Source organism: Variovorax sp. 10N420 (assembly GCF_056394705.1).
The window spans coordinates 240,702-255,516 of the sequence record NZ_JBFTIJ010000008.1 but is presented as its reverse complement, the minus strand read 5'-3'; the positions used below and the strand labels follow the sequence as shown (position 1 = coordinate 255,516).

15 protein-coding genes are annotated in these 14,815 nt (G+C 62.6%); 11 read left to right on the top strand and 4 right to left on the bottom strand.

What is annotated here, in order from left to right; all coding sequences use genetic code 11:
- Positions 1–466: 466 nt before the first annotated feature.
- Positions 467–3,502, bottom strand: a complete 3,036-nt coding sequence (locus AC1DEK_RS21590; protein WP_478127321.1) for an Rne/Rng family ribonuclease — start codon at positions 3,500–3,502, stop codon at positions 467–469.
- 544 nt (positions 3,503–4,046) lie between these two features.
- On the opposite strand from AC1DEK_RS21590, the gene AC1DEK_RS21585 reads away from it, so the two are divergent.
- From AC1DEK_RS21585 to AC1DEK_RS21570, 4 genes are read left to right on the top strand one after another with little or no spacing between them, the layout of a single operon-like run.
- A complete protein-coding gene (locus AC1DEK_RS21585; RefSeq protein WP_478127320.1) occupies positions 4,047–5,099 on the top strand; it encodes an RluA family pseudouridine synthase in 1,053 nt (350 codons plus the stop codon).
- Positions 5,092–5,760 carry an HAD-IIIA family hydrolase gene (locus AC1DEK_RS21580; RefSeq protein WP_478127319.1) on the top strand — a complete coding sequence of 223 codons (669 nt, stop codon included), beginning with the start codon at positions 5,092–5,094 and terminating at the stop codon, positions 5,758–5,760. The genes AC1DEK_RS21585 and AC1DEK_RS21580 overlap by 8 nt, the downstream gene beginning before the upstream one ends.
- 10 nt (positions 5,761–5,770) lie before the next feature.
- Complete coding sequence (locus tag AC1DEK_RS21575) at positions 5,771–6,136, top strand: Rieske (2Fe-2S) protein (protein ID WP_478127318.1); 366 nt, start codon at positions 5,771–5,773, stop codon at positions 6,134–6,136.
- 1 nt (position 6,137) lies between these two features.
- Positions 6,138–7,169, top strand: coding sequence for a S49 family peptidase (locus AC1DEK_RS21570; protein WP_478127373.1), 1,032 nt, complete (start codon positions 6,138–6,140; stop codon positions 7,167–7,169).
- Positions 7,170–7,179: 10 nt separating this feature from the next.
- Here AC1DEK_RS21570 and AC1DEK_RS21565 read toward each other — a convergent pair whose 3' ends face one another.
- From AC1DEK_RS21565 to AC1DEK_RS21555, 3 genes are read right to left on the bottom strand one after another with little or no spacing between them, the layout of a single operon-like run.
- Positions 7,180–8,319 carry an MFS transporter gene (locus AC1DEK_RS21565; RefSeq protein ID WP_478127317.1) on the bottom strand — a complete coding sequence of 380 codons (1,140 nt, stop codon included), beginning with the start codon at positions 8,317–8,319 and terminating at the stop codon, positions 7,180–7,182.
- 16 nt (positions 8,320–8,335) lie between these two features.
- Positions 8,336–9,103: an SAM-dependent methyltransferase gene (locus tag AC1DEK_RS21560; protein ID WP_478127316.1), complete on the bottom strand. Its 768-nt coding sequence runs from the start codon at positions 9,101–9,103 to the stop codon at positions 8,336–8,338.
- Complete coding sequence (locus AC1DEK_RS21555; protein ID WP_478127372.1) at positions 9,100–9,681, bottom strand: Maf family protein; 582 nt, start codon at positions 9,679–9,681, stop codon at positions 9,100–9,102. Before AC1DEK_RS21555 ends, AC1DEK_RS21560 begins: the two co-directional genes overlap by 4 nt.
- A 37-nt stretch (positions 9,682–9,718) precedes the next feature.
- On the opposite strand from AC1DEK_RS21555, the gene AC1DEK_RS21550 reads away from it, so the two are divergent.
- The 7 genes from AC1DEK_RS21550 to acpP all read left to right on the top strand — a co-directional run bounded on the left by AC1DEK_RS21550 (position 9,719) and on the right by acpP (position 14,810).
- Positions 9,719–10,267: a YceD family protein gene (locus tag AC1DEK_RS21550; RefSeq protein ID WP_478127371.1), complete on the top strand. Its 549-nt coding sequence runs from the start codon at positions 9,719–9,721 to the stop codon at positions 10,265–10,267.
- A gap of 138 nt (positions 10,268–10,405) precedes the next feature.
- The gene (gene rpmF, locus AC1DEK_RS21545) at positions 10,406–10,588 is read left to right on the top strand and encodes a 50S ribosomal protein L32 (protein ID WP_028248601.1); all 183 of its coding nucleotides are present in this window, start codon (positions 10,406–10,408) and stop codon (positions 10,586–10,588) included.
- Between the two features lie 95 nt (positions 10,589–10,683).
- Positions 10,684–11,736 (top strand): phosphate acyltransferase PlsX, encoded by a 1,053-nt coding sequence (gene plsX / locus AC1DEK_RS21540; RefSeq protein ID WP_478127315.1) that lies wholly within the window; start codon positions 10,684–10,686, stop codon positions 11,734–11,736.
- A complete protein-coding gene (locus tag AC1DEK_RS21535) occupies positions 11,736–12,713 on the top strand; it encodes a beta-ketoacyl-ACP synthase III (protein ID WP_478127314.1) in 978 nt (325 codons plus the stop codon). The genes plsX and AC1DEK_RS21535 overlap by 1 nt, the downstream gene beginning before the upstream one ends.
- Positions 12,714–12,758: 45 nt before the next feature.
- Entirely contained in the window at positions 12,759–13,712 is a 954-nt protein-coding gene (fabD, locus tag AC1DEK_RS21530) for an ACP S-malonyltransferase (RefSeq protein ID WP_478127313.1), read from the top strand.
- A gap of 15 nt (positions 13,713–13,727) precedes the next feature.
- Positions 13,728–14,471, top strand: a complete 744-nt coding sequence (gene fabG, locus AC1DEK_RS21525; RefSeq protein ID WP_478127312.1) for a 3-oxoacyl-ACP reductase FabG — start codon at positions 13,728–13,730, stop codon at positions 14,469–14,471.
- Between the two features lie 99 nt (positions 14,472–14,570).
- The gene (gene acpP / locus AC1DEK_RS21520; RefSeq protein ID WP_007830471.1) at positions 14,571–14,810 is read left to right on the top strand and encodes an acyl carrier protein; all 240 of its coding nucleotides are present in this window, start codon (positions 14,571–14,573) and stop codon (positions 14,808–14,810) included.
- Positions 14,811–14,815 lie beyond the last annotated feature (5 nt).

Below are 14,815 nucleotides of genomic sequence, written 5' to 3'. Positions count from 1 at the left end.
TCTTCCGCCAAACGGCCTAGGCTTCCCCTCTGTAAAGGGAAGCGTTCGGATGCTTGGTGCATTGCAACATGCTCGGTGACAGTGTAGTCCTTTGGTATGACAAATTGTTAACGAGGCTGTAGGAAAAGGTGTTGTTTACATACGCCGTTTGGCGAAACGTGAAGAAATCCCAACGGGAGTCTTGGGCGATGCGGCCTCAGGAATGACTCGGGAAGGCCGTTTCGGATGGGAGCTGGAGCTCCCGTGAGAGGAAATAGCGAGCCGCGCCGCGGCCCCTCGGGGCGCGGTGGTCGTAATGATGGTCAGGTGAAGGACGCCGCGTGCCAGCATTTGGCGGACACTCGTGTCGGCGGAGTCTGGCGATGAGGGCGGTCCCCGCTTTTTCTGCGCCTCGCCGGCCACAAGACGCAAAAAAAAGGGAGGACAAGCCTCCCTTTGATCGAGACGGAGGGCGAGCCTCCCCAGTTCAGGGGTGAGCGCCCGTGTCTTGCGTGGCCTTCTCGAAGGGCAACACCATTCCGGCCAGGTCCTTGCGAGTTTCGACCAAGACCAGCGGGCCTTCATCGATGACGATCGCCGGCGGCCGTGGGCGGGGAATGTGTGCCGGCTTCGGCTCTGCCGCTATGGCAGCCCTGACCTGCGCAACCCGCTCTGCATCCGAATTGACCCAATGCAAGCCCGATCCTTCGGCGACCTGCGCCAGTTCGTCCAGAGGCAGGACGAATGGCTGGACCTTCGGAAGTGCGCGGGCAGACACGCGAGGCTCGACTACGATCGGCGCTGCCGGGACGGCCAGCGCGGGTTCTTTGCGAGCCGGCGCCGACACTTCCCGGAGATGATCGCCTTCCGTGGCCGCCGGCGTCGCCATGGCCGTTGCGGTGGCTGGAGCCGTCAGCGGAGCAGCCGCATCGGTCTCTTCGCGCGGTGCGCGGTCGCGACGGTCGCGGCCGTAGCGATCACGGGAACGCCCGCGGCGCTCGTCGCCTTCGCGGCGCGGTGCAAGTTCCGCTTCCTGGCCGCGGTCCTCATGGCCGTCCGTCGCCGCAACAGCGTCGCGATCAAGCATCGGCTGCTGTTCCGGAGTAGAAATCTCCCCGGCTTGTGCGACGCTCTCGTTGCGCCGTTCCCGACGTCCTTCGCCGCGATCACCGCGATCGCCGCGGGGTGCGCGCTCTTCCCGAGCATTCCGCCCGCCGCGCTCGGCTTGTCCAGCATTCGGCGTCGCTTCCGCATTGAGGCTCGTGTCGCGGGTGGCTTCGACGCTGCGTTCGCCACGTTCGCCACGTTCACCCGTACGGTCTCTGCGCTCGCCGCGAGCGCGCGGAGTGCGTTCGGAGGGCGCTGCGGAGTTGTCCGGAGGGCTGGTCGAGGCCATTGCCTGCGCGTCGAATTGAACATCCGCCGCCTCGATCGGCTGTTGGCGTGCATCGCCTTCGCGTCGTTCGCCGCGACCGCGGCGTTCTCCGTCGCGGACGGGCCGTGCTTCTCGCGGTTCCCGGGTCTGGTTGTCGTTGCGCGCTTCGTTGCGTCCTTCGCGACGTTCGCCTTCGCGGCGTTCCCCCTCGCGGCGCTCGCCGGAGCGACCACCGCGACGTTCACCCTCGCGACCGTTGCGGCCTTCGCCGCGCCCGCGACGCTGTTCGCCGTCTCGAGCGGTGCGTGGAGCTTCGCCGTCTCGAGCCGTGCGGCCTTCCTTGCGAGGTTTCGGAGCTTCGACTGGAATGGCGGCGGGAGCGGGGGCGGCAACCGGAGCAGCACCGAAAAGGCTCTTGATCCAGCCAAAGAGTCCGGATTCCGCCGATTTGACTGGCGCCGGGGCCGCCGGCGCTTGGCTTGCAGCTGCCGGCGTCGCGACTGGAGGGCGAGCGGCTTCCGGCTTCGGTGCCATCACAGGCGCCGGCGCATCGGGCAGGACGCCCTTGATCACCGGCGTCTGCCTGTTGGTGGGCTCCTGCGATCGACGGGTCACCGAAGTTGGGTCCTCGACCTCGTCTGCCATCTTGTAGCTTGCTTCGATGTGGTCGAGGCGCGGATCGTCGTGCTTGAGCCGCTCCAGCTTGTAGTTGGGCGTTTCGAGCGTCTTGCTGGGCACCATCAGCACGGTCACGCGCTGCTTGAGTTCGATCTTGGCGATCTCCGGGCGCTTTTCATTCAGGAGGAACGAGGCAACCTCGACCGGAACCTGCACGTGGACGGCCGCGGTGTTGTCCTTCATCGATTCTTCTTGAATGATTCGAAGGATCTGCAGAGCGCTCGACTCCGTGTCGCGAATGTGGCCGGAACCGCCGCATCGCGGGCAGGGGATGGAGGAGCCTTCGCTGAGCGCCGGCTTCAGCCGCTGGCGGCTCATTTCCATCAGTCCGAACTTGCTGATCGAACCGAACTGAACGCGTGCACGGTCTTGTCGCAACGCGTCCCGCAGGCGGCTTTCGACTTCGCGGCGGTTCTTGGACTCGTCCATGTCGATAAAGTCGATCACGATCAGCCCGCCCAGATCCCGCAAGCGCATCTGGCGCGCCACTTCGTCGGCAGCCTCGAGGTTGGTTCGAGTGGCGGTTTCTTCGATGTCGCCGCCCTTGATGGCGCGTGCCGAGTTGACGTCGACCGACACGAGTGCTTCGGTGTGATCGATGACGATTGCGCCGCCGCTCGGGAGCTGCACGGTCCGGGCATAGGCCGATTCGATCTGGTGCTCAATCTGGAACCGGCTGAAAAGGGCCGCATCGTCGCGATAGCGCTTCACGCGCGACGCATGCTCCGGCATCACATGCGCCATGAACTGCTGCGCTTGGTCGTAGATGTCGTCGGTGTCGATCAGGATGTCGCCGATGTCGTGATTGAAGTAGTCGCGAATGGCGCGGATCACGAGAGACGATTCCTGGTAGATCAGGAAGGCGCCCTTGCCGCCCTGGGCTGCGCCATCGATGGCGGTCCAGAGCTTCAGCAGGTAGTTCAGGTCCCACTGCAGCTCTGGGGCCGAGCGCCCGATGCCTGCCGTGCGCGCGATGATGCTCATCCCCTTGGGGTATTCGAGCTGGTCCATCGCCTCCTTCAATTCGGCGCGGTCGTCGCCCTCGATTCGCCGGCTCACGCCACCGCCGCGGGGGTTGTTCGGCATCAGGACGACATAGCGTCCGGCCAGCGAAATGAAGGTCGTCAGCGCCGCACCCTTGTTGCCGCGCTCTTCCTTCTCGACCTGGACGACCAGTTCCTGGCCTTCCTTGATGGCGTCCTGAATGCGAGCCTGGCTTGCCGACACGCCTTCGGCGAAATATTGTTTTGAGATTTCCTTGAACGGCAGGAAGCCGTGGCGGTCTTCGCCGTAGTCGACAAAGCAGGCTTCAAGCGACGGCTCGACGCGCGTTACCACGGCCTTGTAGATGTTGCCCTTGCGCTGTTCGCGTCCTTCGATTTCGATTTCGTAGTCGAGGAGCTTTTGCCCGTCGACAATGGCCAAGCGGCGCTCTTCGGCCTGCGTGGCGTTGATCAGCATCCGTTTCATGATGCGTTGTCCTTCTGTATGTTTCGTCTCGTTCTACCGGTCCATGACGGACCTAACGATGCACGGACGACGCGTCGCGAAACGAAGGAATTGCCGCTAAGCCCTGGCAGATGGTGGCTGCCGCGCGAGCGCGAGCAGCCGCATCGAGAGTCAACTCGATGCCGGCCAGGGTGGGGGCGCATGGATGGGCGCGAGCCCGACGTGATGTTGACTCGCCGTGTTGTCAACGGCGACTGGCGCAATGGTGGCGCGCACAGCTGGCGGCTCAATGCCCGAACTCGTCGGCATCAGCCAACGCAGGACAAGTTGAACCAATAGCATCAACACAAGGTACTCGCTTCGATCCGCCGGCAGCTATGAGCCTGCCGGCTGGGGTATTCCGTATCGGTGTTTCGTGGGCGTCGGCTTGACTCGGGTGCAGTGCCCGCCGCCTTGCGCGTTTGCGCGTGGCTTGCGAACTCGACATCAAAGCGGCATCGACCTCACAGCGCCGCTTGCAGTGCTCTAAACTTCTGATTAATCAAGCACTTACATGGCCGCGCTGGTGAAAAACATTATAGGTGCGAAGCCGAGCCCCGCGGCGACCGAAGTTCGCTTTCTGACGGTCGACGAAGAGTCTGCCGGGCAGCGGTTGGATAACTTCCTTTTCCGCCAACTTAAGGGCGTACCGAAGACCCACGTCTACCGGATCATCCGGTCGGGAGAGGTGCGCATCAACAAGGGGCGCGTGCAGGCCGAGACTCGCCTGGCCTCCGGTGACGTCTTGCGTCTTCCTCCGGTCCGCGTATCACCTCGGTCAGAGGAGGGCGCATCTGCGCCAGCGCCCGCCCGTGAATTCCCTGTGATCCATGAAGACGATGCGTTGGTCGCCATCGACAAGCCTGCGGGCGTGGCGGTTCATGGCGGCAGCGGCGTGAGCTTTGGGGTCATCGAGCAATTGCGCAGGGCGCGGCCTGCCGCCCGATTTCTGGAACTCGTGCATCGGCTCGACCGGGAAACGTCGGGCATCCTCCTGGTCGCCAAGAAGCGCAGCGCATTGACCGCGCTGCAAAACCAGTTCCGCGAGCGCGAGACCGGCAAGACCTATCTCGCGCTGGTCGAAGGAAGTTGGCCGGCCAACAAGAAGGTACTTGACGCGTCCCTTGCCAAGTATTTGTTGCCGGGTGCTGACGGCACCTCTGATGCAGGAGAGCGGCGCGTGCGGGTCGTCGCCAAGGACCACCCGGACGCCATGCGGGCGGTCACCTTGGTGAAGGTGCTTTCCAGCTTCACCCTGAAGGGAGACACTGCGCCTGTATCACTGCTGTCGGTCACCATCAAGACTGGCAGAACGCACCAGATCCGAGTGCATCTTGCATCGGCAGGTCACGCGATCGCGGGCGACGACAAATACGGCGATTTCGAGCGCAATCGAGCCCTCCAGAAAATCGGCCTCAAACGCATGTTTCTGCATGCGTGGCTCTTGCAATTCACCCATCCAGCGACCAATGAACGCATGGAGCTTCGGGCCAATCTGCCGCCTGAACTGCACGCGTTGATGCCCCAAGCTGCACTTGAAGTGCTCGCGACCCATTCCTCGACGATTCCACATGACTGATAGCCGCCCACGCCGTTTCGATCTGATTGCTTTTGACTGGGACGGGACACTTTACGACTCGACCCGCCTCATCGTTCGGTGCATTCAGGCGGCGGTGGTCGACGTCGGCGGTGCCAAGCCGAGCGAAAACGACGCCGCCTGGGTGATCGGCCTCGGCCTTGCCGAAGCGCTCGCTCGAGCCGCCCCGGACGTACCGAAGGAAAAGTACGCCGAACTGGGTGCGCGCTATCGTTATCACTATCTTCAGCATCAGGACGATCTTGTGTTGTTCGACGGCGTTCTGCCGATGCTCGATGCGCTTCGGGCGCGCGGCTACATGCTCGCCGTCGCAACCGGCAAATCGCGCCGCGGACTGAATGAGGCGCTGGCTACAGTTGCTTTGCGCGATCGGTTCGATGCTTCTCGCACGGCCGACGAGACCTTCGGAAAGCCGCATCCCCGGATGTTGCTCGAACTGATGGAAGAGCTCGATGCGTGCCCCGAACGAACCCTCATGATCGGGGACACCACGCACGATCTGCAACTCGCGATCAACGCCGGCTGTGCGAGTGTCGGCGTCAGCTACGGAGCCCACAAACCCCATGAGTTCGACGCCTTGTCTCCGCTGCATGTGGCGCATTCAGTCTCTGGTTTGACCGACTGGCTTCTTGGGAACGCGTGACAATTCGCGCATGAGCGAGTGCATTCCTCTTTGCAATGCCGCTGATCTGGTCGAGGGCGGGCGTGGCGTGCCGTTCGATGTGGTGCATGGCGGGCAAGCATGCCGCGCCTTTGCGATCCGATTCGAAGGCCGGCCATATGCCTTTCTGAACCGCTGCAGCCACGTCGCGATGGAGTTGGACTTCCAGCCCGATCGCTTTTTCGACGACTCCGGGCAGTGGCTGCTGTGCGCAACCCATGGTGCCGTCTACAAGCCCGACACAGGGGAATGTGCCGGGGGCCCTTGCCGTGGCGGGCTGGTGAAGATCGCGTTGAGCGAGCATGACGGCGTTGTCCACTGGCATACTGACTGGAACCTCCAACCTCTCGTCTTCTGAAATGACAGATTCCACCCGCAAGGAGCCCGAGGGTTTCGAGCCTCTCCAGCGCACTGCGCCCGGCCCTAACCCAACGATCATGTCAAAGAACGACCCGACGCAGCAAGCCGGCTGGGAGCGCGCGACCCTTGAAAAGCTGGCCTTTGCTGCCTTGCGCGAACAACGAGCCAGCCGCCGTTGGAAGATATTCGTTCGGCTCGCGTGGCTGGCGTTCTTCATCTTCCTGGCGTGGTTTGCCGTTTCGCGCGCGACGCCAACAGCCGCCAAGACGACCGCGCATACCGCTGTGGTTGAAATCAAGGGCGAAATCGCGGCGGGCGCGGATGCGAGCGCTGAATTCGTGGTCGCGGCTATGAAGACGGCGTTCGAAGACGACGGCGCAAAGGGCATTGTGCTGCTGATCAACTCGCCCGGCGGCAGTCCGGTGCAGGCCGGCATCATCAACGACGAAATCAAGCGTATGCGCGCCAAGTACAAAAAGCCGATCTACGCCGTTGTCGAGGAGACCTGTGCTTCCGCCGCTTACTACATTGCCGCCGCAACCGACAAGGTTTTCGTCGACAAGGCCAGCATTGTCGGAAGCATCGGTGTGCTGATGGACGGTTTCGGATTTACCGGCCTCATGGACAAGGTCGGCGTGGAACGCAGGCTTCTGACCGCGGGCGAAAACAAGGGCTTCCTGGATCCATTCAGCCCGATGAATGACGCCCAGCGTGCGCACGCGCAGCAAATGCTGGATCAGATCCACGCGCAGTTCATCGACGTGGTCAAGACCGGCCGCGGCAATCGGCTCAAATTGGACACTCCCGGCTTGTTCAGCGGTCTGTTCTGGAGTGGCCAGCAGGCGATCGAACTAGGGCTCGCCGATCAGCTCGGCAATGTCGACTATGTGGCCCGCGAGGTGATCAAAGCTGAAGAAGTCATCGACTACACGCGTCGCGACAACGTCGCCGAGAAGCTTGCGAAGAAATTTGGTGCAGCCCTCGGCGACGCCTCGGTGCGAGCCCTGCACGCCGCGCCTGCTTTGCGCTGAATTGAGCGGGCTACTCTGAATTGGCGCGGCGCGCCGACGCGGCGAGTCCGGCGGCAAAGACCACCACGACGTACAGCGCGGCCGTCAGACTGCTGAGCTGCGCAAGGAAGCCGATCACCGGCGGCCCTGACATGAAGCCGAGGTAGGCCACGGCCGATACCGCGGCGATGCCTTGTGCCGGATCGACGTCCGGCACGCGCGCAGCGGCCGCAAAAAGAATCGGCACCACATTGGCGAAGCCGACGCCAACACCTGCGAATCCGATCAGGGCCATCCAGGGCGTGTCCGTGATCAGCACCAGCGTCATCGACAAGGCGGCGAGCAGCGCGCTGCCGCGCAGGAGCACGTCCGGCGCAAAGCGCGCGCGCAGGGCATCGCCGCCGAAGCGGGTCAGAGCCATTGCCGCGGAAAAACTCGCATAGGCGAGGGCGGCTTGCTGCTGCGGGCTGCCCAATTCCTGCTGAAGATAGAGGACGCTCCAGTCGTAAATGGCGCCTTCGGCAATCAGTCCGAGCGCCGCCAGCACCCCGAGTACCGCGAGAGTGCCGCGAGGCATCCGGAAGCCTTCGGCCGCGCTGGCGGACGCCGTTGCCTCTTTCGGGAGCATCCGCCGCGCGGACAGTGAGACGGTGAGCGCCATCGCCGCCGCGACGAGCAACAGATGGTGGTGCGCGGCCATCCCCGCTGCAATGGCCGCACTGCCCGTGGTAGCGCCAACCATGCCGCCGAGGCTGAACATGCCGTGCATGCCGCTCATCAACGGTTTGCCGCCTCGAAGCTCGAGTTGCGCTGCCTCGGTATTGATTGCCACGTCGAAGACGCTCGTGGCGATACCGAATGCAGCGAGTAGGACGAGCAGCGCGGCATAGCCTGGCGCGATCAACAAACCTGCCAGCAGCAGCGCATATATCGAACCGCAAACGCCCGCCACACGAGCCGCGCCGTAGCGGCCGATCCATCGACTCGCCTGCGTCAGGCCCAGGAGCGCCCCCACTCCTGCCGCGAGCAGCGCGAGCCCCAATTGCGCTTCATCGACGCCGTAGTGCGCTTTCACGGTGGGGATGTGGACTCCCCACGTCGCAAAGACAAATCCTGAACAGAAGAACTGCGCTCGCGAAGCCCAGCGCATGCTTGCGGAAACGACCGTCATGGCGTCGGCGGGGTGGTCAGCGGCCGATGGCGAATACCGCCGGCGCACGCTCTTCCGCCAGCCGAGGACGCGCGCGCCAGGCTTTGACCGTTTCGCTGCGAACGTGCGAAGACCCCAGGGTGAGCCCGCTCGCGACGGCCAGGCGGGTGTTGTGCTGGAGCGTCTGCGTCAACGCCTGCAGCATCACGGCATTGCGATAGGGGGTTTCGATGAAAAGCTGCGTCTGGCCGGTCTTCAGGGCAAGCGCTTCGAGCTCGCGTATGCGCCGGATTCGCGCCTCGGTGTCCTGCGGGAGATACCCAACAAAAGCGAAGTTCTGACCATTGAGCCCGCTCGCTGCCAGCGCGAGCAGCAGAGATACAGGACCGGTCAGCGGAACGACCGCGATGCCCAGCTCATGCGCTGCCCTCGCTACGGACGATCCCGGATCCGCGACGGCGGGCATGCCTGCTTCGCTGAGCAGGCCGACGTCGTGCCCTTCGAGCGCAGCGGAAAGAAGAGGGCCGGCATCGAACTGGCCGCCGTGGTCGCCTTTCTTGTGCACTTCGCGCGGCAATTCCTGGATCTGCAGAGCTTGGAGCGGGGCCGCGAGCGGCAAGATGGCGTCGATCCGCTTGAGGTAGGCCCGAGCCGACTTCGCGTTCTCGCAGATCCAGTGCGTGATCTGGGCGGCCGCTTGTAGGGTGCCACGTGGCACTGTGGCTTGAAGATCCAGTTGCTCGTCACACCCGAAGTCCAGCGGTGCCGGCACGAGGTACAGCTTTCCGTAGGCCTCGATATTCACAGCAGGTCGACTCCTGCCGCGCGCAGCATCCTGGCTGTTCGAATCAGCGGCAGGCCGATGAGGGCGGTTGGATCATCGCTTTCGATGGCATCGAGCAATGCGATGCCCAAGCCTTCACTCTTGGCACTACCGGCGCAGTCGTAGGGTTGCTCCGCGTTCAAGTAAGCCTCGATGGCTGCGTCACTCAAGTCGCGAAAAGTTACCTTTACCGGCGCAAGGTCGCGCTGGGTGAAGCTGGTGCTTTGGCAAACAACCGCGACTGCCGTCTGAAAGATCAGGGTTTGGCCGCGCATTCGCCGCAATTGGGCTGTAGCACGTGCGTGGTCCCCAGGTTTTCCAAGGGGCTCGCCGTGCAGGTCGGCCACTTGGTCGGATCCAATCACGATCGCTTCGGGGAAAAGGCGCGCGACCGCTTTTGCTTTTTCGAGTGCCAGTCGATCGGCGAGCGCGGCTGGCGTTTCGCTTTCCATTGCAGTTTCATCAACTTCAGGCGCCTGAATGTCAAAAGGCAGGCGCAGTCGGAGCATGAGTTCCCGGCGATAGCGCGATGTCGAGGCAAGAATCACTTGGCGTTGCATGGTCATGATTGTGCGCGAGCGGTTTAGACTGGCGCGGATGACGAGAGAATTTGCCCCCAGCCGGCTCGACGTGAATGGCTTCGCCGCATCTGCTGCAGTCCTTTCCGCAAACGAGCCCCTCCAGAACTACGAACGCCTGCGCGCCGAGTTGGCGGCCCCCGCTGACGATTTGACCGTTCGATGGGAAGCCGCCGGCCAGACCCGCAACGGGCCGGAAGGCGCCAACGTGCCGTGGCTACACCTGACCGCGGAAGTTCGGGTTCAGCTGGTATGCCAACGTTGCCTTGCGCCTGTCGAGGTGACGCTGCATATCGACCGCTGGTTTCGTTTTGCCGCCGACGAAGCGACCGCCGCGGCGGAAGATGAGGAGGCGGAAGAGGACGTGCTCGTGGCGAGTCGTGACTTCAACCTTCACGAGCTCATTGAAGACGAACTTCTGATGGAAATCCCCGTCACGCCGCGGCACGAGGTTTGTCCTGAGCCGATGCGACTCTCCGCCGTGGACCCCGACTTCGAGGCAGCAGAGGCAGAGCGGCCCAACCCGTTCGCTGCCCTTGGCGCATTGCGTTCCGACAAGACAAAATAGGCCGCAACACTTCCATTTGGCGTGTGGTGTCGCGTTGGGCTATACTCACGGGCTTCGCGCGCGCCGCCGCTAGTGCTTCAAAGCGTTATCGCCGCCCCGCATGCACACCAACTCACCCGAATACTTCCAGGAGCCAGTATGGCCGTCCAGCAAAACAAGAAGTCGCCGTCGAAGCGCGGCATGCATCGTTCGCACAACGCGCTGGGCGTGCCCGGCATTGCCGTCGAGCCAACCACCGGCGAAACGCATCTGCGTCACCACATCAGCCCCAACGGTTTTTATCGCGGCCGCAAGGTGCTCAAGACCAAATCTGAAGCCTAACTTCTACTCAAGGCCAGGGCCCGAAGCTACTTTTCCCGTAGCGTCGGGCCTTTGTTTTGATGCCCACACCGCCTGCACTCGTTTCAGCGTCGCCCGTGATCACGCTTGCTGTTGACTGCATGGGCGGCGACCATGGTCCGCGGGTCACCCTCCCGGCATGTCGAGCATTTCTAGAGCGTCACTCGGAAGCATCGCTGCTTCTTGTGGGAATGCCTGACGCACTTGCAAATTTTTCGCACCCTCGGGCGACGGTGATTCCCGCTCGCGAAGTGATCGGCATGGACGATCCTGTCGAGGTGGCACTGCGAAAGAAAAAAGACTCGTCCATGCGAGTCGCCATCCAGCAAGTCAAGGATGGTGTGGCGCAAGCCGCCATCTCTGCCGGGAACACGGGCGCTCTCATGGCGATCGCGAGGTACTTGCTGAAGACACTGGACGGGATTGATCGCCCTGCGATTGCTCCGCAGTTGCCCAACAGCAAGGGCGGCGCAACAACAGTGCTGGATCTCGGTGCCAATGTCGACTGCGACGCCGAAGATCTGCTGCAGTTTGCGGTGTTGGGATCTGCGCTGGTGTCGGCGCTGACTGGCAACGAGGCCCCGTCCGTGGGGCTCCTCAATGTTGGCGAAGAAGCCATTAAAGGCAGCGAAACTATCAAAAGAGCTAGTCAGCTGCTACGCAAGGCTGCCAACTCGCAGGATCTGAACTTCTACGGAAACGTGGAGGGCAACGATATTTTCAAAGGGACCACCGACATCGTCGTCTGCGACGGCTTTGTCGGCAACGTCACGCTGAAGGCAACCGAGGGCGTTGCCTCGATGATCGTGGACTTTCTGCGGATCGAATACACCAATGGGCTATTCAGCAAATTTGCCGCGATCGTGTCCTATCCGGTCCTAAAAGCGCTCAAAAAGCGGCTTGACCACCGCAGGTACAACGGCGCAGCATTGCTCGGCCTGCGCGGCCTCGTCTTCAAGAGCCATGGCTCTGCCGATGAAGTGGCCTTCGGGCACGCGCTTGATCGCGCTTATGATGCCGCTCGCAACAACCTGCTCGATCGCGTGCGGGCTCGCATCGCCCACGCCGCGCCATTGCTTGCGCGTCAGAATTCGGCGGCGCCGGCCGCCGCCGCGGCGCTCCACGATTGATGACTCCTTTCTCCCGCATTACAGGCACTGGCAGTTACCTGCCACCTCGCCGTGTCACGAACGACGATCTCGCCAGAGACCTGGCCACCCGGGGCGTCGAGACTTCTGACCAATGGATCATCGAGAGGACCGGTATCCGGGCTCGGCATTTCGCGGCTCCCGACGTGGCGAGCAGCGATCTGGCCCTGGAAGCCGCAAAGCATGCGCTGGAGTCTGCCCGACGCAGTGCAGCGGACATCGACCTGATCATCGTCGCGACCTCCACACCCGACATGGTGTTCCCTTCCTCGGCAGCCATTCTTCAGAACAAGTTGGGCATTGCCGGATGTCCGGCCTTCGACGTTCAGGCGGTATGCAGCGGATTTGTGTATGCGTTGACGGTCGCAGACGCGATGATTCGGACGGGAAGTGCCAAATGTGCGCTCGTCGTCGGCGCGGAAGTGTTCTCTCGCATTCTTGATTTCAACGATCGCACCACGTGCGTGCTCTTCGGCGACGGCGCTGGGGCTGTCATTCTCGAGGCCAGCGACGAACCGGGAATACTTTCAAGCGATCTGCACGCCGATGGCAAGCATGTGGGCATCCTGTGCGTTCCGGGTCATGTGTCGGGCGGCTCGGTCCTGGGCACGCCATTGCTTCACATGGACGGGCAAGCGGTTTTCAAGCTCGCCGTGCGCGTGCTGGAAGACGCGGCTCGCGCTGCCTTGCAGAAGGCCGGCAAGTCGGACAACGACATCGATTGGCTGATCCCGCACCAGGCGAACATCCGCATCATGGAAGGCACAGCAAAGAAACTGAAGTTGCCTCGTGAAAAGCTGATCGTCACCGTTGACGAGCACGGCAATACTTCGGCAGCCTCCATACCGCTGGCGCTCGACCATGCTGTTCGAAGCGGCAAGGTGAAGAAGGGTGATACCTTGATGCTCGAGGGCGTTGGCGGCGGTTTCACATGGGGCGCGGTGTTGCTCAACTATTGACAAGCTGGTTTCCCCGACCGAGCCCCCGCTGAATCACCACGAACAATGAAAACTTTCGCTTTTGTCTTCCCTGGGCAAGGTTCCCAAGCTGTTGGGATGCTCGACGCTTGGGGTGATCACCCTGCAGTGACTGAAACCTTGCGTGAGGCTTCCGACGCTCTCGACCAGGACATCGGCCGTCTCATCAACGAAGGTCCGAAGGAGTCGCTGGCCCTCACGACGAACACGCAGCCTGTGATGCTGGTCGCCGGAGTGGCGGCGTGGCGCGCCTGGATTGCAGAGGGCGGCGATCTGCCGTCTGTCGTCGCTGGCCATTCGCTGGGTGAATACTCCGCACTGGTCGCGTCAGGGGCCTTGACGTTGGCCGAAGCTGCACCGTTGGTGCGCTTCCGTGCTCAGGCGATGCAGCAGGCCGTGCCCATCGGCGTCGGTGCAATGGCGGCCATCCTTGGCATGGATGCAGAGAAGGTCAAGGCAGGTTGCGCCGAGGTGACCCGAGCGTTCGGGGCTGCCAGCGCAGAAGTCGTCGAAGCGGTGAATTTCAATGATCCGCAGCAGACCGTGATTGCAGGCAGCAAGGCTGCCGTCGACAAGGCGTGCGAGGTATTGAAGGCGAGCGGTGCAAAGCGGGCGCTTCCTTTGCCAGTGTCGGCGCCCTTTCATTCAAGCCTGATGAAACCTGCCGCAGAGGCGTTGCGTGAGCGGCTGGCGTCGGTGGTGCTTGTGGCCCCGCGCATTCCGGTGATCAACAACATCGACGTGAGCGTGACGTCCGATCCCGAATTCATTCGCGATGCTTTGGTGCGTCAGGCAGCGGGCCCGGTGCGATGGGTCGAGACTGTGCGTGCCTTGAAGGAACGCGGCGTGGAGGTCATTGTCGAGTGCGGGCCAGGCAAGGTGCTTGCGGGCATGGCAAAGCGAATCGAGCCCGAAATTTCGGCGGCATCGGTCTACGACCCGGCGACGCTCGCCGAAACGCGGCAATTGCTCGGCGCTTGAGCCCGAAGGTTTTTCATGAGTACACCCAAATTCGAAGGACAGGTCGCGCTGGTTACCGGCGCGTCGCGCGGAATCGGCGCCGCGATCGCGGCCGAACTGGCGCAGCGCGGGCTCAAGGTCATTGGCACAGGCACCACCGAAGAAGGTGCGGCCAAGATCACTGCGGCGCTGAGCGCGCATGGTGGCCGCGGCTGTGCACTGGACGTCAACGACGGCCCGGCGGTCGAGGCGCTGATCGATGAGATCGTCAAGGTTTACGGCGCCATCCACGTACTGGTCAACAATGCCGGCATTACCCGAGACACGCTCGCCATGAGGCTGAAGGACGCTGACTGGGATGCCGTGCTGGACACCAACCTGAAGGCCGTTTTCCGCCTTTCGCGTGCGGTCATGCGGCCCATGATGAAGCAGCGCTATGGCCGAATTATCAATATCACGAGCGTGGTCGGCGCTTCAGGCAACGCGGGGCAAGCCAACTATGCGGCTGCAAAGGCTGGCGTTGCAGGAATGACGCGAGCCTTGGCGCGCGAACTCGGCAGCCGCAATATCACCGTCAATTGCGTGGCTCCGGGTTTCATCGAAACCGATATGACCGCCAGTCTCCCGGAGGCGCAACAGCAGGCGCTGCTCGCCCAGATTCCATTGGGTCATTTGGGCAAGCCCGCCGACATAGCGCATGCTGTCGCCTTTATGGCCTCTCCGCAAGCCGGCTACGTCACGGGGCAGGAACTGCACGTGAATGGCGGCATGCACATGTAAGCTGCGGGCGCAACACTTTTCACCAGCGGCTGTGCGGCAATTGCCACAACACGGCCGGCTAAAATCCACCGTTTACCTACAACCCTCAGAGGGAACAAAATGAGCGATATCGAAGCACGTGTCAAGAAAATCATTGCCGAACAACTCGGCGTTGAAGAGTCCCAAGTCACCAATGAAAAGGCATTCGTCGCCGACCTCGGTGCAGACTCGCTCGACACGGTCGAACTCGTGATGGCGCTCGAAGACGAATTCGGCATCGAGATCCCGGACGAAGACGCCGAAAAGATCACGACGGTCCAGAACGCCGTCGACTACGCCACCAAGAACCAAAAGGCCTGATCGGC